Annotated in this window: 27 protein-coding genes; 4 read left to right on the forward strand and 23 right to left on the reverse strand. The window is 54.0% G+C overall.

Annotated elements, in window-relative coordinates:
* Window position 1: 1 nt before the first annotated feature.
* The 9 genes from ftsL to CWI35_RS04705 all read right to left on the reverse strand — a co-directional run bounded on the left by ftsL (window position 2) and on the right by CWI35_RS04705 (window position 7,179).
* Entirely contained in the window at window positions 2-358 is a 357-nt protein-coding gene (ftsL, locus tag CWI35_RS04665) for a cell division protein FtsL (protein ID WP_011230612.1), read from the reverse strand.
* Between the two features lie 95 nt (window positions 359-453).
* A complete protein-coding gene (gene rsmH / locus CWI35_RS04670; RefSeq protein WP_119877529.1) occupies window positions 454-1,392 on the reverse strand; it encodes a 16S rRNA (cytosine(1402)-N(4))-methyltransferase RsmH in 939 nt (312 codons plus the stop codon).
* A 278-nt stretch (window positions 1,393-1,670) separates the two neighbouring features.
* Window positions 1,671-3,299, reverse strand: a complete 1,629-nt coding sequence (bshC, locus tag CWI35_RS04675; protein ID WP_011230610.1) for a bacillithiol biosynthesis cysteine-adding enzyme BshC — start codon at window positions 3,297-3,299, stop codon at window positions 1,671-1,673.
* Between the two features lie 82 nt (window positions 3,300-3,381).
* Complete coding sequence (locus tag CWI35_RS04680) at window positions 3,382-3,768, reverse strand: DUF3397 domain-containing protein (RefSeq protein ID WP_011230609.1); 387 nt, start codon at window positions 3,766-3,768, stop codon at window positions 3,382-3,384.
* Window positions 3,761-4,681, reverse strand: a complete 921-nt coding sequence (locus CWI35_RS04685) for a 2-dehydropantoate 2-reductase (protein ID WP_014195370.1) — start codon at window positions 4,679-4,681, stop codon at window positions 3,761-3,763. Before CWI35_RS04685 ends, CWI35_RS04680 begins: the two co-directional genes overlap by 8 nt.
* 69 nt (window positions 4,682-4,750) lie before the next feature.
* Window positions 4,751-5,329, reverse strand: coding sequence for an RsfA family transcriptional regulator (locus CWI35_RS04690; protein WP_011230607.1), 579 nt, complete (start codon window positions 5,327-5,329; stop codon window positions 4,751-4,753).
* Window positions 5,330-5,398: 69 nt separating this feature from the next.
* A complete protein-coding gene (locus CWI35_RS04695) occupies window positions 5,399-6,154 on the reverse strand; it encodes an enoyl-CoA hydratase/isomerase family protein (protein WP_011230606.1) in 756 nt (251 codons plus the stop codon).
* 166 nt (window positions 6,155-6,320) lie between these two features.
* Window positions 6,321-6,494, reverse strand: coding sequence for a 50S ribosomal protein L32 (gene rpmF / locus CWI35_RS04700; RefSeq protein ID WP_011230605.1), 174 nt, complete (start codon window positions 6,492-6,494; stop codon window positions 6,321-6,323).
* 145 nt (window positions 6,495-6,639) lie between these two features.
* The gene (locus tag CWI35_RS04705) at window positions 6,640-7,179 is read right to left on the reverse strand and encodes a YceD family protein (RefSeq protein ID WP_119877530.1); all 540 of its coding nucleotides are present in this window, start codon (window positions 7,177-7,179) and stop codon (window positions 6,640-6,642) included.
* A 309-nt stretch (window positions 7,180-7,488) separates the two neighbouring features.
* Here CWI35_RS04705 and CWI35_RS04710 point away from each other — a divergent pair, with 309 nt between their 5' ends.
* Window positions 7,489-8,709 (forward strand): nucleotidyltransferase, encoded by a 1,221-nt coding sequence (locus tag CWI35_RS04710; RefSeq protein ID WP_014195366.1) that lies wholly within the window; start codon window positions 7,489-7,491, stop codon window positions 8,707-8,709.
* On the opposite strand, the gene CWI35_RS04715 is transcribed toward CWI35_RS04710, so the two are convergent.
* Window positions 8,682-9,701: a SepM family pheromone-processing serine protease gene (locus CWI35_RS04715; protein ID WP_011230602.1), complete on the reverse strand. Its 1,020-nt coding sequence runs from the start codon at window positions 9,699-9,701 to the stop codon at window positions 8,682-8,684. The genes CWI35_RS04710 and CWI35_RS04715 overlap by 28 nt on opposite strands.
* A complete protein-coding gene (locus CWI35_RS04720; protein WP_011230601.1) occupies window positions 9,698-10,486 on the reverse strand; it encodes a patatin-like phospholipase family protein in 789 nt (262 codons plus the stop codon). Before CWI35_RS04720 ends, CWI35_RS04715 begins: the two co-directional genes overlap by 4 nt.
* A gap of 131 nt (window positions 10,487-10,617) precedes the next feature.
* On the opposite strand from CWI35_RS04720, the gene ylbJ reads away from it, so the two are divergent.
* Window positions 10,618-11,853, forward strand: coding sequence for a sporulation integral membrane protein YlbJ (ylbJ, locus tag CWI35_RS04725; RefSeq protein WP_011230600.1), 1,236 nt, complete (start codon window positions 10,618-10,620; stop codon window positions 11,851-11,853).
* Between the two features lie 139 nt (window positions 11,854-11,992).
* Here the strand turns inward: ylbJ and coaD are convergent, their stop codons facing one another.
* The gene (gene coaD, locus CWI35_RS04730; protein WP_011230599.1) at window positions 11,993-12,487 is read right to left on the reverse strand and encodes a pantetheine-phosphate adenylyltransferase; all 495 of its coding nucleotides are present in this window, start codon (window positions 12,485-12,487) and stop codon (window positions 11,993-11,995) included.
* The gene (gene rsmD / locus CWI35_RS04735) at window positions 12,453-13,049 is read right to left on the reverse strand and encodes a 16S rRNA (guanine(966)-N(2))-methyltransferase RsmD (RefSeq protein WP_011230598.1); all 597 of its coding nucleotides are present in this window, start codon (window positions 13,047-13,049) and stop codon (window positions 12,453-12,455) included. Before rsmD ends, coaD begins: the two co-directional genes overlap by 35 nt.
* Window positions 13,050-13,444: 395 nt before the next feature.
* Between rsmD and CWI35_RS04745 the strand changes: the two genes are divergently transcribed.
* Window positions 13,445-13,834, forward strand: a complete 390-nt coding sequence (locus CWI35_RS04745) for a DUF7147 family protein (protein WP_011230597.1) — start codon at window positions 13,445-13,447, stop codon at window positions 13,832-13,834.
* A gap of 59 nt (window positions 13,835-13,893) precedes the next feature.
* Here CWI35_RS04745 and CWI35_RS04750 read toward each other — a convergent pair whose 3' ends face one another.
* The 7 genes from CWI35_RS04750 to CWI35_RS04780 all read right to left on the reverse strand — a co-directional run bounded on the left by CWI35_RS04750 (window position 13,894) and on the right by CWI35_RS04780 (window position 17,442).
* Window positions 13,894-14,163, reverse strand: a complete 270-nt coding sequence (locus CWI35_RS04750) for a YlbG family protein (protein ID WP_011230596.1) — start codon at window positions 14,161-14,163, stop codon at window positions 13,894-13,896.
* A gap of 16 nt (window positions 14,164-14,179) precedes the next feature.
* Complete coding sequence (locus CWI35_RS04755; RefSeq protein ID WP_013145868.1) at window positions 14,180-14,626, reverse strand: YlbF/YmcA family competence regulator; 447 nt, start codon at window positions 14,624-14,626, stop codon at window positions 14,180-14,182.
* Window positions 14,627-14,766: 140 nt separating this feature from the next.
* The gene (locus CWI35_RS04760) at window positions 14,767-15,135 is read right to left on the reverse strand and encodes a hypothetical protein (RefSeq protein WP_015374350.1); all 369 of its coding nucleotides are present in this window, start codon (window positions 15,133-15,135) and stop codon (window positions 14,767-14,769) included.
* 40 nt (window positions 15,136-15,175) lie between these two features.
* Window positions 15,176-15,409 (reverse strand): YlbE-like family protein, encoded by a 234-nt coding sequence (locus tag CWI35_RS04765; protein WP_011230593.1) that lies wholly within the window; start codon window positions 15,407-15,409, stop codon window positions 15,176-15,178.
* 12 nt (window positions 15,410-15,421) lie between these two features.
* A complete protein-coding gene (locus CWI35_RS04770; protein ID WP_014195361.1) occupies window positions 15,422-15,805 on the reverse strand; it encodes a YlbD family protein in 384 nt (127 codons plus the stop codon).
* An 80-nt stretch (window positions 15,806-15,885) separates the two neighbouring features.
* Window positions 15,886-16,893, reverse strand: a complete 1,008-nt coding sequence (locus CWI35_RS04775; RefSeq protein ID WP_081130476.1) for a CAP domain-containing protein — start codon at window positions 16,891-16,893, stop codon at window positions 15,886-15,888.
* Window positions 16,894-17,016: 123 nt separating this feature from the next.
* Window positions 17,017-17,442 carry a CBS domain-containing protein gene (locus CWI35_RS04780; protein ID WP_014195359.1) on the reverse strand — a complete coding sequence of 142 codons (426 nt, stop codon included), beginning with the start codon at window positions 17,440-17,442 and terminating at the stop codon, window positions 17,017-17,019.
* Between the two features lie 175 nt (window positions 17,443-17,617).
* Here CWI35_RS04780 and CWI35_RS04785 point away from each other — a divergent pair, with 175 nt between their 5' ends.
* A complete protein-coding gene (locus tag CWI35_RS04785; RefSeq protein WP_011230589.1) occupies window positions 17,618-17,977 on the forward strand; it encodes a YugN family protein in 360 nt (119 codons plus the stop codon).
* A 26-nt stretch (window positions 17,978-18,003) separates the two neighbouring features.
* On the opposite strand, the gene CWI35_RS04790 is transcribed toward CWI35_RS04785, so the two are convergent.
* The 3 genes from CWI35_RS04790 to ctaG form a co-directional block, all read right to left on the reverse strand.
* A complete protein-coding gene (locus tag CWI35_RS04790) occupies window positions 18,004-18,309 on the reverse strand; it encodes an Asp23/Gls24 family envelope stress response protein (protein ID WP_011230588.1) in 306 nt (101 codons plus the stop codon).
* A gap of 93 nt (window positions 18,310-18,402) precedes the next feature.
* Complete coding sequence (locus tag CWI35_RS04795; RefSeq protein WP_011230587.1) at window positions 18,403-18,858, reverse strand: DUF420 domain-containing protein; 456 nt, start codon at window positions 18,856-18,858, stop codon at window positions 18,403-18,405.
* Window positions 18,859-18,906: 48 nt separating this feature from the next.
* Window positions 18,907-19,809 (reverse strand): cytochrome c oxidase assembly factor CtaG, encoded by a 903-nt coding sequence (gene ctaG / locus CWI35_RS04800; RefSeq protein ID WP_011230586.1) that lies wholly within the window; start codon window positions 19,807-19,809, stop codon window positions 18,907-18,909.

Below are 19,809 nucleotides of genomic sequence, written 5' to 3' on the forward strand. Positions count from 1 at the left end.
ATCATTCCTGCACAACTTTCACATGGTTTTCGTTGAGCGACAAACCGAGCTCTTTTGCCTTTTGCAAAATGCGTTCGTACGCGCTCAGCCGTTGCACCTCGACATATAGGTCATTGTTCTCCTTTTTCTGCTCGTCAATCGACGCCTCGAGCTTTTGCACCCCTTTGTTCAATTCGTAAATGCGCACTTGGTTCGAGACGATATGAACCGCCGCATAGAAGACAAACAAGAAAAACAACACAAATAGCATCTTTTCAGCCAGCGACAGGCGAAAGCGCTGCTTCCGCCGCGTCTTCGGGCTTGGCGGTGCCGCCGGATGTCGTTGTTCACGCGCGACTTTGACTGCTGCATCGTTCACATTTTTCCCCTCCTGTTTCTCCATGCATTCGTTTTTCGCCGCAATGGGCGGCGCCCACATTGAAATTGGTTGTGTTTCCCCGCTATTTTCGTCATCTACAGCTTTAGCTTTTCGGCAATGCGGAGTTTGGCCGAACGGGCGCGGTGGTTTCGTTCGAGCTCTTCCTCGGAAGGAACGATCGGTTTTTTTGTAATGATTTTCAGCACGGGGCGGTAGTCGTCGGGGAGAACCGGAAGCCCCGGAGGCAATGGCGGACTTTCGCTCGCCTTTTTAAACGTTTCTTTGCAAATGCGATCTTCAAGCGAATGAAACGTAATGACGCTCACCCGTCCACCGGGTGCAAGCAGTTCGATCGCCTGCTCGAGCGCCTCGCGAAACGCCTCAAGTTCGTCGTTGACCGCGATGCGGAGCGCCTGAAAAATGCGTTTGGCCGGGTGTCCGCCGCTGCGGCGAGCCGGGGCGGGAATCGCCGCCTTGATCACATCAACGAGCTCCCCCGTCGTTTTAATCGGCCTCGTGCGGCGCACTTCCTCGATTTTGCGCGCCACTTGCTTCGAAAACCTCTCTTCGCCGTAACGGAAAAAGATGCGGACGAGCTCCTCGTATGGCCAGCAGTTGACAATCTCCGCCGCCGTCAGCCGCTGCTTGCGGTTCATCCGCATATCAAGCGGCGCATCGTGCTGATAACTGAAGCCGCGCTCGGGTTCGTCAAGCTGCGGTGAAGAAACACCCAAATCAAACAAGACGCCGTCGACGGACTTGACGCCAAGCACCGAAAGCTCCTCTTGCAAAAACCGGAAGTTCCGGTGCACAAACTGCACTTGCCGGCCGTAGCGGGCGAGCCGTTCGCGCGCATGCATGATGGCGGCTTCGTCTTGGTCAAAGGCAAACAGCTTCCCATGTTCCGACAAACGGGAGAGCAAATATTCGCTATGGCCGCCGCTGCCCAGCGTACAATCGACGTAAATGCCGTCAGGGCGGATGTTCAGCCCATCGACTGCCTCTTTCAGCAACACTGTTGTATGTTGAAACACATGTCCACCACCTTCGTTGCGTAAAGCCACACTCACATCGGCCAGTGGCCGCCTCCTTATTATATCGCAAAGATGGACAAAATTTTAGCTTTTTTTGTAAAAAAACGTCCTTTTTTGTTTCTTTTTGTCGGACGGGCCAATCACAGCCATCCTGGCGGCTTCACCCCTTTACTTTTATTTCCATTTAATGAATGTTGTTTTTTTACAATTCATTTCACAAAAAAGAAAATCCTGCTCAAAGCAGGATGTTTCTTTTCGACTTTTTCTTTGAAAAAGCCTCACATATATACAATTTTATGCATTCCATTGCCAGGACTGCGAATGGCCAAAAGTTTTTCTACAAAATCAAATCCGTAGCGGTTGATGTAATAAAACACGTTCCAAACCCGCTCCTGGAGCGCGCCGTTCGGCCGAAGCGACGTCTCGATGCGCCAAAATTTCCGCCACTCCGTCTCATGTTTGCGCAACAGCGCCCGCTCGAGCGCGTGCTGAAGAAACTCGATTTGCGCCTGAAGGATGGCGGCATTTTTCGCCACCAATCCCTCCAATCCGCGGTCAATCGCCACCCCAAGCTCACGAAGCGGCCGGTGCGCCGCGTCAATGTCCGCCTTCGCTTTGGCAAACGCCGAAGCAAGCGGCGCTTGAGCGGTCGCCTCCCGCCACTCCCGCTTTGCTTCATCGAGCCGCCCAGTCAATACATCAGCCACCTCAAGGCCGATATCGGACAGGTCGGTTTGCAGCGAACGGCTGACAATCGTCGCCTGCAGACGCGGCACGACTGGAGGCATTTCTAGGTCGAAAAGCGGGAACGCCTCTTTCAATTCCGCCCAATAAGCGATCTCCCCCGGTCCGGCAACGAAAGCGAGCGTCGGCAGCAAATGCTCTTGCATGAGCGGACGGGTGACGACATTGTTGCTTAAACGGGCCGGATTCGTTTCGGCAAGCTCAAGCAGCTCTTCTCTTGTCCAAACGAGAGTTCCCGCTTTATTGTGAAACAGGCCGCGTTCCTCATCATACTGCAAAAGCGAACGTTCACGGCCGTCGTAATAAAACAAGTTGGCCGCGTCACGACCGATTTCAATCAGCGGCGCATATCCGAGCGTGCGCAACGCCTCTTGCTGAGCGAGCACCGCGGCCGTCACATCGCGATGGCGTTCAATGAGCGCAGCGAAAAAGCGGCGCTCAAGCGGCCGCACCGCCGCATCGCCAGCGTTCAAAACAACTAAACCGTGATCAGCGAACAACCGGAGCACAATGGCGGCAAAAAAGTCGACAAACGTGCGCGCCTCATCAAGACACGATGACAAAAAGAAGAGCAGCTCATTCGTCACGTCCGTTTCCCCATATGTTTTGACGACGCGCTCGATCCACTCTTTCGCAGCCATCCGGTCCAGCAGCACATCGGCGGCCATCCGTTTTTCGTTCGTTTTGTGTGGGTACGCTGCTTTTTTTACTTCTCCTTCCTCAACGACATAGACATGATCGATTTCCGCGATGTCATGATCTTCGCCGGCGATCCAAAACAGCGGCACGACCGGCACGCCCAATTTTCGTTCCTGCTCTTTGGCAAGCTGGATGATGGTGATGATCTTATAAATCGTATACAGCGGCCCAGTCAACAGCCCGGCTTGCTGCCCGCCGACAATGACGACGCTTCGCTCATTGCGCAGTTTCTCAATGTTTGCCATCGTAGCCACACTCGCCGAGAAGCGCCGGTGATAAGCACGCAAATAGTCGGCAAGCCCTTCTCGGTCATAGGTTCTTCCTTGCAAATAGGCCAACCGCCGACAAAACGCTTCATCGTCCGCCTGGGCATAAGCGAAGCCGCTCTCTGCTGGAAACGCGCCGGTTATGTAATCAGCCGCCAATTTCGTCGCTGCTGGCAACGGAATTTCGCGAACTTCCATGGCTAAAAACTCCCTTTCTTATGTATTCTTTCATGAGTATAGCACGTTTATTGCCAAGAGAAAAAAGGCTTGCTCGGCCACACTAAAGGCTCATCGCAACGCGAATGGCCATTCCGTATACAAGCAGCCCGGCGTAAAGGGAGGCAAAAATGAGAAAACTCGCCCGCCAAAAGACGCGGAACACCGTCCGCAACCGAAAGTCCGCCTTTTTCCGCCAATAGCCAAGCGCGATCGCCGCGTGCAGACCAAACAAAAAGAGAAGAAGAGGAACGAAGTACGATTTCCCAAACAGCACTGTCAGCAAAAAATAGACAGCGGCGATGAAAAAAACAGTCGCAGCGTTGACCGCGGCGTAAAACGCTGCCCGCCTCCGCCTGCCGACCAAGCGTGCTCCGAAGTAGACGAGCAAAAACAGCAGAAGCGGCGCGGTCACAAACGTCGCCAGCGTTGAAGCGAGCCAATCACCCATCCGTCTCTCTCCCTTCCTTCCCTTTCACCGCGCAAAAGACAAAGCGGACGACCGGCAGCATAGCGCCGCGCGCCTCCCCTTGTTTCAACACATAGCCCAAAATGGCGTCAATCTCCGTCCGGCGCCCGTTCGCCAAGTCCATATACATCGACGAATAGTTGTCCGCTGTTTTTTGGCATATGCGGACGACGCGCTCCCACGCCCGATTGGCGTCTTCAAGCGGCAGCACGTTCCGCACCTCATCAAACAGCTGCCTCATCATATCGCGGTACGGAGCCGTTTCTAGCAGCGCCCCGTTTTTCACTTGCAATAGAGCGGTGAGCGGATTGATGACGGCGTTGACGACAAGCTTGTCCACAAGAATGCGCTCCCAATCATCGGCCCATTCGATCGGAAAGCCGCGCTCCCCTTCCCGAAGCTCCCGGGCGTCGCCAAGTGAACCGTAGCGGGAAGCAAGTGTCAGCTTTCCGGCGCCCGTATGCGCCACCGTCCGGTCATCTAGCTTCATTGCGCCATGCTCCACGACGCCGACGAGGACATTTTTGTCGGCAAACATCGTCAACTGCTCGAGATGTCCCATGCCGTTTTGCAAAAAAACGAGCGTGCGAACGCGGCGAAACGCGTCGATTTGCGCACAGACGGAAGCGAGATCGTACTGTTTGACGGTCACAAACACGAGCGGCTCGTCCAGCTCCGCTCCAGCAAACGGCTGCGCGCGCACCGCCACGACCGATGTCTCGCCATCTTTTTTTAGCGCCACACCATGCTCGGCAAGCTGCCTTGCTTGGGACGGACGCCTCGTATAGACCGTCACCCCATGGCGCCGCCCAAGATAAGCGGCGAGCAGCAATCCGACTGCTCCGCCGCCGACAATCCCAATGTTCAATCCTTCTCCCCCGCTTTCTTGCAACATGGCGTTAGCCTTATTTTAGCAGAGATCTTCTTCTTCCGTTAAGAAAAAAAGCCGGCGAAAAGCCAGCCTTTACCCTTCGTCGACGCCTTCAGCCACTGCATTCGGCGCCGGTTTCCCGCTGTCTGTCACCATTTTGCGCGCCCGCTCCATAATGGAAAGCAGCGTTTTATACTCCTCCTGGATCGCAGCTAGTTGTTTTTGCAGCGATTCTTTTTCCATTTGCAACTTCGTTACCATTTGCTGCAGCTGCTCCATATCGTTTTTGAGCGCCCGGTTTTCATCGGCCGTCCGTCGAGCGTCGCGCGCCTTTTGCTCCTCAGCTTGCAAAAAGGCCAGCACTTCCGCCCATGACAAATGGCTTTTGACTGCCGCTTCCACCTTCTCCTGCCCCTCGCTTTCCTTTGTTGATGGGGTTTCTTTTTTTCGCATCTTCCGTTCTTGCTTGGCTTGCTCGATCTCCTCCTTGTACTGCTTGCGAACGCACGAATTCCAGCGAAATCCGCACGCTGCCGCCGTCCGCGACAAGCGCCGCCCGACTTCGGCAAACGCCTCCAGCTGGGTGCCGCCTTCGCGAATATACTGAAGCACAACATTCGCCAACAACTCATCCTCTTCTTTCGTCCATGCATCTTGACGTACTCCCGTCATCCCCTTCCCCCCTTATCGCCGCTTTGTCATTATATGTATGCGGCTAGTAGAAACGGTAGAAGGAAAAAATTACTTCTTACACAAAAAAGGACGCAATGCCTGTTCATGTTCAGCCGACCCCCACAGCTCGGCGCAACGGGCGATCTCGGCGAAAAACCGCTCTCGAAACCAAGCTGTTCGCCATTTTTCGCCGGCTGCGGCCTTATATGCCTGCAAGACGGAAAGCGACCGCTCCGCATAAGGCGCCAGCCGTTCACGCCATTGTTCGCGCCAATGTTCGGCTGGCAGGATGGCGTCAACCCAACCGCACGCTTCCATCGCCTCCGCCGTCATCGGCTCGGCGCGCAGCAATAAGTCAAGCGCCCGCCCGTACGGAAGTTTGGCAAACAGCATCGACGCTCCTCCCCAGCCGGTTGTAATGCCAAGCCGGCCTTGCACAAATCCGATCCGGCTTCCTTCTTTGGCAAAGCGAAAATCGCAAGCGGTCGCCAGCTCGCAGCCGCCCCCCATCGCTGTTCCGTTGACAAGGGCGGCCGTCGGCTTCGGAAACGTCAGCAGCCTGTACAGCAGCTCTCCCATGCGCATGAGCATCTGTCTTGCCTCCGTGCCGCGCAAATGCCCAAACTCGCTCAAATCGCCGCCGGAGCAAAACGCCTCGCTGCCGGCGCCGGTAATGGCGAACACTTTCACCTGTGGATCAGCCGCCGCCTGTTCCATCGCCTCCTCAAGCGCCCCCATCACGGCAAAATTGATCGCATTCCGTTTCTCTGGACGGCAAATCGTAAACAGTGCAATGCCGTCATGATGCTCCAACATTGCTTCCATCAGCACGTCTCTCCTTTCTTCATCACATCAATGAATTGGGCGCGTTCTCTTCAATTTCCTGCCTCACGACGAAAAAAACTGCCGCCTAGACGAACAGCGTTGATTTTTTGCAGACAATCAAAAAGGCTGTCCTCTTTTCGGACAGCCTGTCGTTCGATGTCGGCCATTATTTGTTGACGACATCTCTTCCTTTGTATGTTCCGCATGCTTTGCAGACGCGGTGCGCCAATTTCCATTCGCCGCAGTTCGGGCATTGCACCATGCCTGGCACTTGCAGTTTAAAGTGTGTGCGGCGCAGCCGTTTTCTCGTTTTCGATGTTCTTCTAAAAGGTACTGCCATCATTCCCACCTCCTTGTCGGGCGCATTTTGGCATATCCATGCCGGCGGATCAGTCAACCTCGAGGCCGCCGTCCGCCGGCACACAAGGCGGCTGCCGGACGGTGCGCAATATTCGGCGCCATCGGCCGGCAACGCCGACTCACGATCATTCCTCTCGTTTTTCCTCGAAAAACTTGGCCAGCCCTGCAAGGCGAGGATCTACTTTCTTTTCCCGCTCTTGCATCGCTTTCTCCCATTCTTCTTCCGACAGAACGTCCCATCCTTCCCCATGTTGCGGCGCTCCGCCGGCAACCGGTCCTTCGGCGATAAGCTGCAACGGGATTTCAAGCAAAATCAACTCGCGGATGATGGGATTCAAATCAATCGTGTCCCCCGCCACCATATGGGTGTCCTCATCGGTCTCCACGATGCCGCTGCCATCCGCAAAAAACGTCTCTGTCGTCTGAATGGAAAACGGATACGCCACATCGACAAGCGTCCGCGAACAAGGCAACACCATCGTTCCAGACAACGTCAAATGAAACGTGAATTTCGTCGACCCGACATCCGCTTTTCCTCGGACGTGCACCGGCGAAATATCGCGGATCAACGTGTCAATTTGTTTTAAATCGGACACATCGACCGTCTCATCAATCGCCATTTCCTTATGTTGAAAACGGCGAAGCTGTTGGACCGTCCATTTCATATCATCACCTCAAGGCAACGAATAAAATTATACGTTTCGTTTCTAGTTTTGTCAATGTTTTTTCTTTACAACCACTCATTCCTTGGGAAAAGAACGGCATACTCCCATCATTTCCAAATGCCATTTTGAACATGCACGGTCGGCGCGCGGACATCGGAAAACGGTCGACCGCTTCGTTTCTTTTGCTGTCCTCACCGCATGTTGCCGTTGATCTTCGCCGCTTTCTATTCCATACTAAGTTCAGATAGAATAGACAGCCATTTCGTTGCGGCCAAGCCGCGCGAATCGCCATGAAAGGAGCGAAAAAAGGTGAAAGCCGTCGGCGTGATCGTGGAATACAACCCGTTTCACAACGGTCATTTCCACCATTTGAACGAAACGAGACAAAAGACAGATGCGGACTGTTTGATCGCCGTCATGAGCGGAAACTTCTTGCAGCGCGGTGAGCCGGCCATCGTCTCCAAATGGGCGCGGGCAAAAATGGCGCTCGCCGCCGGCGTAGATGTGGTCATCGAGCTGCCGTACGCCTTCGCTGTGCAAGCGGCTGAACAGTTCGCACATGGGGCGGTGCAGCTGCTTGCGGCGATCGGCTGCCAAGAGCTTTGCTTTGGCAGCGAATCGGGGGAAATTTCCGCTTTTTTATCCGCGGCCAAAACATGGCTTGAACAGAAGGAAACGTTCGATTCCCTCATCCGCACCGGGCTGGCGCGCGGACAAAGCTTTCCGAAAGCCGCCGCTGAAGCGTGGCAAAAGTTCGGCGCCGCTCCGCTTGATTTGTCCAAGCCAAACAACGTGCTTGGTTTTGCGTATGTGAAAGCCATTTGGCAAAACAAGCTGGCGATGATGCCGCGCACGATTCCGCGGCTGGCCGCCGGCTATCATGACGAATCATTTTCCCACCCGTCGATTGCGAGCGCCACCAGCCTGCGGAAAACATTGCGACAAACCGGTCGTCTCGAGTCGATCGCGGCGTACGTTCCGCCCGCTGCGCTCGAACAACTCCGCCAATATCGGGAGACATACGGGCGCTTTCACGATTGGGAAGTGTATTTTCCGCTCCTAAAATATCGGCTGTTGACCGCCACAGAGGCCGACTTGCGCCGCATCGCCGGCGTGGAGGAAGGGATCGAACACCGGCTGAAGCAACACATCGCCCACGCCGAAACGTTTGCCGCCTTCATTGCCGCCGTCAAAACGAAGCGATACACCTGGACAAGGCTGCAACGCCTATGTGCGCATGTGTTGACGAATTTCACAAAGGAGGAGCAAGCCAAAGCGGCCAACCCGACCTATATCCGGCTGCTCGGCATGAGTGAAGCCGGCCGCCGCTACTTAAAGCAGGTGAAAAAAAGCGCTGCGCTCCCGCTCGTCGCCAGAGCATCCAAACTCAACGGCGACTCTCTTTATGAGCAAGAAAAAAGAGCGGCAGCTGTGTACGCCGCCGCTTTTCCGGAGCCGCTCTACAGCGCCGCGCTGAAAGAAGAATACGCCACGGCGCCGATTTACGTTTCCGGCATCGAACGCAAATAACGAACTGCCTCGTCGAACGTATCGACCGGGACGATTTTCATATGCGTCCCGATTTTTTTCGCCGTCCGCACCGCCTCGCGATAGTTCGACGTCGGCGCACCATGTTCGTTCGGAGCGAAAAACACCTCGGCTCCTTCGCGGTCAGCGGCCACGACTTTTTGCGAAACACCGCCGATCGGCCCGACGTTTCCGTCAAGATCAATCGTTCCGGTGCCAGCGATTTTATGACCTTTTGTAATATCTTCATCGACAAGTTGGTTGTAAATTTCAAGTGAAAACATGAGCCCAGCCGACGGTCCGCCGATTTGTTCCGACTCCACGTCAACCGGCGGGTCGGTGCGGACGTCATAATCGGTCATGAGTGTCACCCCAAGGCCGACTTGGTTCGGGTGCTGTCGAAACGGCTTCAGCTCGAGCTCTGTTTCCTGCCGCTTCCGGCCGCGAATGAATGCGACGCGGACGCGATCACCCGCTTGTTTTCCGCGAATGTAGTTGACCATCTGCTCCGATGTGCCGAGCGGCTTTCCGTCGATCGCGACGATGCGATCGCCGGTCTCTAGACGGCCGGCGGCCGGCATATCAGGGAGGACGCTCATGACATAAACGCCATGAGGTTCATACGACACCGGCTTTCCGGCGTGGCGATAAGCGACGACGATCGCCGCTTCCTTCGACTGTTCCATGAGCTCAAGCTGGCGCATCGTATATTCCTTGTCGCTCTCCCCTTCCTGCTTGATTTCCTCGACCGGATGAAGCTCATAAAAAGGGCGGATATGGGCAAACAAATACGCTATCACATTCGCCCGCCCCATCCGCACCGTCGTAAGCATAAACGTTCCCTTATCGCGGTCGCCGTTTTCCACGTGAACGAGCGGCTTTAAACTTTGCGCGCTTCCCGGCATCGTCACATAATACGGCAGCTTCATAAAAATAAGCAGAAAGGTGAGGGCGGCGCCAAAGAAAAACAGGGCAATATACGTCCGTTTTTTCATTCGTGTGATGGCTCCTTCCACTGTTCGATCGCTTGACGGATCGCTCCCACTTGCTTCCGCGCCTCCTCTTCCCCGCGAGCGATGATTTCCTCAATATCCTTGAACGCCCGCGAGCTATACTGTTCGACTCGCGGCCGGATCATAACGTCTGAGGCGAGCTGACGGTGAGCTACCAGTTCCGCTTGCAAAATATCGAGACTCTGCCAAATGACATCGGCGATCGACGCAATTTCCGCCTTTGTGTTGAGCGGAGAGACATCGACGGCGATGACAATATCCGCTCCCATCGCTCGGACGACCGACACTGGCACCCGGTCAACGACGCCGCCGTCGACAAGCAGTCTGCCATTCACCTCCGCCGGCACAAAAATGCCAGGAATCGAGATGCTCGCCCGCACCGCCTGGGCTGCTTCCCCTTGCCGAAACACGACTTTCTCCCCTGTCTGCAAATCAGCGGCGACAACAGCCACAGGCGGGGACATCTCCTCGATTCGTTTCCCTTTCGTCAACAAGCGAATAAACTGCGTGATGCGCTCGCCAGCGATCAGTCCCATTTTCGGCACCGTCCAGTCAAGAAAATCGTTGCGTCGAAACGATTGAGCCAACCGATAGAGACGATGGAGGCCATGGCCGCTTGCGTAAAGGACGGCGACGAGCGCGCCGATGCTGCTGCCGGCCAAATAGGAAATCGGAATATGCTCCTCCTCGAGCACTTTCAATACCCCAAGATGGGCGAACCCGCGCGCTCCTCCCGACCCGAGCGCCAATCCGACTTTTGGCGGCACGCCTCCTCCCCCCTTTGTCGCAGCGCTATCCGCTTTCATCTTATGGTCTAAAACGCCCCCCTATGCTCGTATATTAGGTTATATGAGGTTGTACTACAAGAAACCGCACGGCAAAAAAAGGGGGGGGAAAAGTGAAACAAAATTGGGGGGCGAAATGGAAAACCGTATTGCTCGCTTCCGCCGCCACCTTGTTTGCGTTTTCGCTCATTTGCTATCCAAAACAGTCGCTTGAAGCGTCCATTCGCGGTTTAAATATGTGGTGGGAGGTCGTCTTTCCATCGCTTTTGCCGTTTTTTATCGTCTCGGAGCTGCTCATCAGCTTCGGCGTCGTCAGCTTCCTTGGCGTCTTGCTCGAGCCGCTCATGCGCCCGTTGTTTCGCGTCCCGGGCGTCGGCGGATTCGCCTGGGCCATGGGAATGGCGTCCGGCTACCCGTCTGGAGCCAAGCTGACCGCCCGCCTGTACCAGGAAAAACAGCTGACGACGATTGAAGCCGAACGGCTCTCGTCGTTCACCAATTCATCCAACCCACTTTTTATTTTTGGAGCTGTATCAGCGGGATTTTTCAACAACCCGCAACTCGGCCTTGTGCTGGCCGTTTCCCACTATTTAGGAAACATTAGCGTTGGGCTGATCATGCGCTTTCACGGCATCCGAAAAGAACGGAGGCAATCGAAGCGGCAGCCACGCTCATTTTCGCTCCCGTATGCGCTGCGCACACTGCACCGCACGCGACTGAAAAACGAACAGCCGCTTGGCAAACTTCTTGGCGACGCCGTGCGCTCTTCTGTCCAAACACTGTTAATGATCGGCGGTTTTATTATTCTCTTTTCGGTTATGAATAAACTTCTGTATATGATGCATTTGACCGAACAGCTTGCCCCATTGCTGCGCCATCTGCTCCGCCTTGCCCAGCTGCCGGAGCAGCTTGACATCCCAGTGTTTTCCGGCTTGTTTGAAATTACACTCGGCAGCCAAATGATCAGTCAGACCGATGAGGCGATGCTGATGGAAAAAGCAGTGGCAACAAGCTTCGTCCTCGCTTTTGGCGGTTTTTCCGTCCAAGCGCAAGTCGCCAGCATTCTCGCCGAAGCGAACATCCGCTTTCAGCCGTTTTTCATCGCGCGCTTGCTGCACGGAGTGTTTGCCGCTTCCTTTACATACTTGCTTTGGAAACCGTTGTACATCAAAACAGCCGGCGGGATGCCGACCCACATCCCAGCGTTTCTTCACGCCGCAAAAGACAGCGCTTGGAATGAAGGCTGGCGGTTGCTGCAGCAATACGGGCCGCTCCTGACACTGTTGTTCCTTTGCCTTTATATATGGCTCGTCATCAAGGCGGTCAGTAAATCGCGCGGGCGCTCATAAGACGCTTGAGCGCCCAGCTTTTTGGCAGCAAAAAGCCATCGGGGCGGTTCGCGTCGTCTCAGCCGTGAGCCGCCCTTGACGGCAAAACCGGGCCGGCGCCGACTGCAATGTTCGCTTAAGCGGCTTTCATAAGGAAGCGTCAATCAGCGGCCGTGGACGCAAATTTCCGCTTCAGCGCCTGCTCAACAACCGGGGGCACGAGCTCGGAAATATCGCCGTTGTATTTCGCCACTTCTTTGACGATGCTCGAGCTTAAAAACGCATACTGGCTGTTCGTCATCATAAAAAACGTTTCAATGTTTTCATCAAGAACGCGGTTCATCGACGTAATTTGCATTTCGTATTCGAAATCGGACACAGCGCGCAAGCCGCGCAAAATGGCATTCGCTTTTTTGCTGCGGGCGTAATCAACAAGCAGGCCGTGAAACGCTTCGACATGGACGTTCGGAAGCGTCCGCGTCACCTCACGAAGCAGCTCGATCCGCTCCTCGACAGTAAACAGCGGCTTTTTCGACGAGTTGTTCAACACCGCCACATACACTTGATCAAACACTTTCGCCCCTCGTTTAATAATATCCAAATGCCCGTACGTCACAGGGTCAAAGCTCCCGGGGCAAACCGCAATGCTCGCCATCGCTTCCATCCCCTTCCCATCTATAAATCGTCACACCGGTGATACCGTATGTTTCCCGCTTCCATCGTGTCAGGCCGCCGACCTCCTCCGGCAGCTCCGCCTCCGCCGAGTGTTCAGCGACGACGACGCCGTGCGGTTCCAGCAACTGACGCCCGGCGATCGACGACAGCAACGTCGGCCACTGTTTCTCTTTGTACGGCGGATCAAGGAAAATAACCGCAAAGCGGAGGCCGCGCTTCGCTACCGCCTTCAGCGCCCGCTCGGCGTCGTTGCAGTAAATTTCCGCCCGCTTCTCAAGCCCGCAGGCCGCCACGTTTTTTCGGACCGTCTGCACCGCTTTCCTGTCTTGATCGACGAAAATGACGCGCTCGATTCCTCGGCTGAGCGCCTCGATGCCCAAGCCGCCGCTGCCAGCAAACAAATCAAGACCGTTGCCGCCTGAGAAATATGGCCCGATCATATTAAATATCGCTTCTTTGACTTTATCGGTCGTCGGCCGCGTCGACATCCCTGGAACCGCTTGCAGACGCCGTCCTTTGCATGTCCCGGAAATGACTCTCATCGCCTTCACCCAATTCACCGTTTCAAGGTGGCCTTGTCATCCATTTGATTCGTTGTTTTCATGGTAATCTTACCATAAAGTTGATGATCGTCAAACTACGGAATTTTTTCGCCATTCATGTATAGAAATCGGCAAACGGTCCATAATGAGTAATGGCAACACGCTTGACGCGTTGTTGCCAGTGACGGAGAAGACTTACGTTTCCCCATAAGTTCTTCCTCCGGTTTCTCCTCTCCCTTTTCTTTATTCTTTCCGATCCTTGTTCCGCCCTGCGCGGAGGCAAGGAACTGGAAAGGGCCTTGCGGGTTCATTTCCGCAAGGTTTTTTTTGATTGCAATTCGCGAGGATGGCCGGTAAAGTTAAGGGTGGACGATGCTTGCAAGGGGGAACGATTCATGATCCAACGATTTATCGAACTTGGCGAAGGATATTCCGATATATATGAGCTGATTGCATTGGCGAAGGCCAACCGCCATCGTTTGTCCGGATTCTTTGTCTTTCATACGGTGAAAAAAGGCCAGGCGGTCGTCTCCTTGGCCGTTGTCCTTCATCCGACGGATCCCGGCGATTTCCAACCACTTTACATTTGCCGTGAAGGCATTCCCGATCCGTCCGTCAAGCCAAACAAACGGTACGAACTATTTATGGAAACCGCAAAGGAACTGGGCATGGACGTCATTCACCTTGATGTTAAGCCATCGACGATGTTCGCTGAACCCGATTTATATTACCAACATTTGATCGGCATTATGCGGATGAATCGCTTCATCCCGCCGCTGCAGTAAACAAAGAAACAGCGGGTCGAAAAGCCGGTGCCGGCTTTTTTTCGACCCGCTGTTTTCCTTCATCCAAGCGGATACGGGGAGTCTTTTTCCTTCTCCCCTTTCGATTCAAATTCCAGTTTTAAAAATGGGCGGTACGACGGCTCGACCCGCTTGACGAACGGAAGCGAGGCGAGCTTTTTCATTACATGGTCGACTTGCTCCATATCACAATACAGAACAGCATACTTCAGCCGTTTGGAAATGTAATGAATGTTGCCGAACTTGCGCAACTGTTTCCCATATTTCAGCGAATGAAGCCAAACGATAATCCCTTGCCGTTTTGGAAACATAGTCCCTTCCCCTTTTTTATGTGCGGCAGCCGCAGCTTCCGCCCGCCCCGCAGCCACCGGAACAGCCCGCCGACAAAAAGTACGGATTTCCGGTCGGCACTTTCACATGTTCGGACACCGCTTTGCCGATCAGCACGCTGATCTCATCAAGCAACTCTTGCATCACCTTCTCCGCCTCCTTAAAGGCGGCGACCGTCTCATGCAAATCGAGCTCCCGCTTCGCTTCGCGCACTTCTTTCATCACGTCGCGGTAATCAGGATGGTATTTTCCGAAGCGCTGCACTTCTTCGTAGCGCTCCTTCAGCTTGACAAAGCGAGCGATCAGCTGCTGGGCGCGGCGGTCTTGCTTCAGCCGCCAAAAGGCGCGGCGGTATTCGTCCGCCACGTCCGACTCGACAATCATTTTGGCCAACGCTTCTGCTTTATCTAAAATCTCGATGCGCTCGAGAGTCGCAATCTTCACCAAATGGCACCTCCATTATCCATCATACCATGAACGAAAAGAAAATGAAAAGGAAAGAGATAGCAAAGAAGCAAACAAAAAAGGCGATCCAGACTGTGCCGAATCGCCTCTGTTCGCCTTTTAAACGATCGTCGTCATCTCTATCGGATGGCGACGTCAAATTCGTGCGTCATGCCGGTTGCTTTCCCATCATTGTAGACGAGCTCAAGACGGATGGTATGTTTCCCGCTCGGCAAACCGCGCACGATAAAGGCGGCCGTGTATACTTCCGTCATTTTTTGCCCGTTGACATAGACATTAATGTGTCCGCCGCCGCTCCCTTTGCGGAACGGAAAGTGGACGGCAACACATTCAATGAATACGTCGCTTCCTTTCACTTCATGCTTCACCTGAAGCGGACCGCCCACTGCTTCGGCGTGAGCGGAGGACGACGGCGCCGGCTCAAAGAAGGCATACGCCGCAAGCAATATGACAGCCGCAAACCATGCAAACCACTTTGGCAAAGACATCACTCCCTTTCGAAACTAGTCTTTGCCATTGGCCGCCCGATTAGTCGCGCATGGCTTTAAACATTTGCCACATAAGCGACGCCATTTGCAACGATTGGGAGATTCTTTCCACTTTGTCAGGGATCGTCAGCTCATAGTGGCGCAAGGCGGCCAATTGGAACGTCGACAGTTCATGCGGACGGCGGGCAAGGAGCCGGTACCAGCGCGGCTGTTCGCGCAAAAACGCGCGCAACATCGGTGTTCCTTGCACATATTGCCATACATCTTTCCTCATCGCCACCACCCTTTAATCTTTGCGGAACGAAAACGGATGCGCTTCTTTGTTTCTTTGTTCTTGACCGGCCCCTTGAAATTCGGAAAGAATGCTTTGGATCGCCGCGATCGCCTGCTGGACGTTCGCCAAATGTTTTTGCACATCGGCTGCATCGATCTGTCCAAGCATAGACGCGAGCTTATCGAGCCATTTGTTCGTTCCTTTTTCCTCCTCTTTTGCCGCACCGTTTGTTTCCCGATACGGCTCCCATATGTCATCGTCTTCCCCGAACAAATACCAATCCTCATACACTTGTTTCCACGTCTTTTTGCCACTGCGCACCTCTTGGATGATTTTTGGATGTTTTTTCACAAACTGTTTAAACTGTTCAACGGAAGGATGCAGAGGCTTGACCATGGCGGTTCTCATCCCTTTCGTCCACTCATGCCTATCTGCCATATCATATCGCATCCAACAAAGAGAGGTGCGCCCAATTTTTAGAGCGGCGTAAAGAAGTTTTGCGTATAGTAATCGGCGTAGACGCCAACGCCCAAGCGGGTGAACTCTTCGTTCAACATAATTTTCCGATGGTTTTGGCTGTTCAGCCATCCGATGGTCGCCTCAACGCCATCGACTTGATGGGCGGCGATATTTTCCCCGGCAAGCTGGAACGGAATGTGAAGCGCGCCAAGCCGCTTCGATAAATCGCCATACTGCGGCGACTCGTGGGAGAAAAACCGGTGATCATGCATATCTCGGCTATGTTTTTCCGCAGCGGCAGCGGCCTTGTCATCCCACATGAGAGAGGAAAGCCCATGGCGACGGCGGATCAAATTCGTCCAGTCAAAAATTTGCTTCGCGTTGGCCGCATCAACAGCCTGTCGCTTTTCTTCCGACAGCGGCGCGGCCGCCGGCAGGCTGCCGCGGTAAACGAGCTCGTACGGCCGCAACTTGACGAACGTTTCTGCATCCATCAGGCGGATCGCCGCCACCTCGCCGGTAAAGCGGTCAACATACAGCTGAGCGTAGACGCTGCCAACTTTGACAACCGGCCTTGATGAGTAATCTTGTTCAGACAGCTCAAACCGGTATGTCCCGTTGCCTAGCTTAATCTCAATGTTCGATAGCACCGGCATCGTTTGAAAAATCGTCTGCAACCGCTGGCCGACCGCAAACGGTTCAACGTTCACCTTCTCTCCGCCGACAAGGGCGGTGACGACGCGACCGCGCAAGATGCCAATCTGCACGTACGACTCGGGTCGACGGCTGTACACCCACCAGTCATATCCGTAAGCTGACGGGTCGATTCGGTCTGGGGCGCCAAACAGTTTTTTCGCCTCTTGCGCCGATTGCCCGATCAACGCAACGATGCCGGCCGTCGCCTTCGGCTCTTTCAACATGTATCGATTCGTCTCTGGCTGCTCCGGGGGGCTCGGGGGCGGCGGACTCGGCACAAAATAATACAATCCAATCAAGAAAAACAAAAAAAGGAAAAACCATTTCACACGGCAACTCCCGCTTTCTGCGCAATCTCCTTATTGCCATTATAGCCGTTTTTTAGAGGCAAAAAAAAGAGGACACCCAAAAAGAGCGCTCCTCCTCGAAAGAAGCCGTGTCCGTTGCATTTGTCAATGGATGGCGCCTTGTTCGGAAATCTCGCTTAACGCACGACCCGCGCGTTCATCAGAATAGCGGTTCGTCGCCAAATCGCCGAGCGAGATGATGCCGACCAAACGCCCGTTTTCTACGACCGGGAGGCGGCGAATTTGGTGACGTGCCATCATATCTGCTGCCTTTTGCACCGAATCGTCCGGAGAAAGCGTGACGAGATCGCGGCTCATCACTTCCGTCACCGCAGTCGAACCAGGACGTTTTTCAGCCATGCCGCGCACGACAATATCGCGGTCGGTAATCATTCCGACAAGGCGGCCGTCATCGACAATCGGAATCGCCCCGACGTTGAAATCGCGCATTTTTACCGCCGCTTCGTAGAGATTGTCAAGGGGGGTGCAATATTGCACATCCGTTGACATGACGTCCCGTACCGTTTGCATTCTTCGTCTCTCCTTTCTACCCGTATTGTGCGCCGGATCACACAAAAAAATGCGTGCGAAACGGAAACAACGGCAAACAATTCGTTGAAAAGCAAACCGTTTTCGTACTATTATAAATGAGGGGATGATTTCCTGTTTGGCGCTTTTACATACTGTGTTGTTAGGAGGAAGAAGGATGAAGTTTGAAAATACCGGACTGGAAAATCAGACGGTCGAACTATCCCGCCTTGATGACATTATGGAGCGCCTCGGCTTTGTACGCGCGGCGCAATGGGATTATGAACGGGTCACATACGACCGGAAATACGTCGTGAAAGAAGGCACCTACTATTTGCGCGTTCAAGGATACGCCATTGAGGGAAACGTCGATTCGCGCTATGCACTCATTAAGCTGCTCACGCCGATTTTAGGGAAACATTACTATCCACACGGCGTCGAATACGGCGATGATGAGCATTTTCCGTCCTCTCTTGTCAGCCAATGCCAAAACGTGTTGGCGCAGGTCAAAAGCGAGCTTGAAAAAATCAAAGAATAATCAAAAAACGCATGAGAGCGCGGTTCTCATGCGTTTTTTTCCGGCATGACAAGCCGTTTGACAACAATGTCGACCGCCTCGGCGACATATGGCGTCATCGCGGCGATCTCCTCGGCAATATGCTGTTGCAGCTGGCGGCAAACTTCCATCACCGGCGCCCCATATCGAATGGACATCTTTACCGTGACGCGGCACCGCCCGCCTTGAGCAACGGTGATGAACACCTCACAATCGTCAAGGGCGACCTCCGTCTGGCCGCGCACACACATCATGACAATTGTCAATAGCGTCGCCTCTACGGCGCTCCGTTTCCGATAGCGAAACGTGTTCACCGCCTTCCCCCCCGCTGCACAAAATCACGTCTATATAGGCGTGTTGTATTCTATGCTATGCAACCGCCGCTGCCCTTGCTCCTTGCCCGCCGGTTAAAAACCGAGCACCGCCTTGATGAGCGACGTCGTTTGGCCCCCTGGATAGAGGACATAAAGCAGCCAATAGACGACGACCCCGGTTGAGGCGCTGCCAAACCAAATGATGCTGGTGATCGGCCCAAGCCGACGATGGCGGGCCCTCTTGTCTTTCAATCCCGTCCAAATCGTGACAAGGCCAAATACGGCGCCAACTGTCGCCAGCACAATATGGAAAATAAGAAACAGCGTATAGTACACTTTGACGTTCTCCGGCCCGCCAAAGCTCGTATTGCCGATAAACAACGTCCGCGACATGTAAATGGTGAAAAACAGCAAAGCAAACACCGCTGCCGTCAGCATCACCTTTTTATGCGCTTCGATCCGCCTGCGGCTGATCAAATACCACCCATAAGCAACAAGCAAAGCGCTGATCACGATGCAGCTCGTGCTGATTGTCGGTAAAACGGCCATCGCTTCTCTCCCTTTCTTCTTTGTTCATCGTTGGCGGCCAACCGCGCTTTACAGTTTGGTCGGCCGCGGCTCCATATCCATGCTTGGCTCTTTCTCCCGCTCCTTCCGATACCATTCGGTGAAGATGAAGAACAGCATCGTCCCGTACACGATTTCCTGGATGATTTTCATCAACACTCCGCCGAGCTGCTGATCATGGAGCGGCGACATCGATAAAAACATTTGCGGCCCGGTCAAATCAAGCGAAGCCAGCGTCCCTTGAGGAACGCATAGAGCCAGCGCGGCCATCCATGCTTTCGGGTCAGTATACGTCGCATAAAGCGGCGTATCGGTAAAAATGATGAGCGCGCAAGCCGGGGTCAACAGCATGCCGTCAGCGAAAATGTAACCCATTTTTTTTAGGCCGGACAACGTTTGCCAATCGGGCAGCTTGTTGACAAGCGGCCACCACATGCAAAACGCGGCAACGAAAATGACCGAGGTAACAAACGCATGCAGCCACATATTCATTTTCACAGCGTCAAAAATGAATGGAACGTGATAAAGCGAAAACAAGCCGTTAAACAGCAGCAACGCCACAATTGGCTTTGTCAACAGCCGAAACACGCGGCGCACTGCTGTGATGCGGAATGCGCGCTCATAAAGCGGCGCCGGAATGCCTAAAATAAAACATTGCGGCACGATCAAATACAGCACTGCCATTTGCACCATATGGGCGGTGAACGTCAAATGGCCCATCAAATCCAACGGAGACCCTTTGCATATATAAAGAAGCGCAATCCCGGTCAAAAAATACGCTTTCTGCTTCTCCGAAACGGCATCACCGAGGCCGAAACGCTGCCGCCATGGCCCGGTGATCCCAATGTACAGCAACGCAACCGCCGCTAACATAAGCAAAAAAAACGGACTCCAAAGGGCAACGGGGCCAAACATTTGCAGCGATTGAAACAT

Source organism: [Bacillus] caldolyticus (assembly GCF_003595605.1).
Lineage (GTDB): Bacteria > Bacillota > Bacilli > Bacillales > Anoxybacillaceae > Geobacillus > Geobacillus thermoleovorans.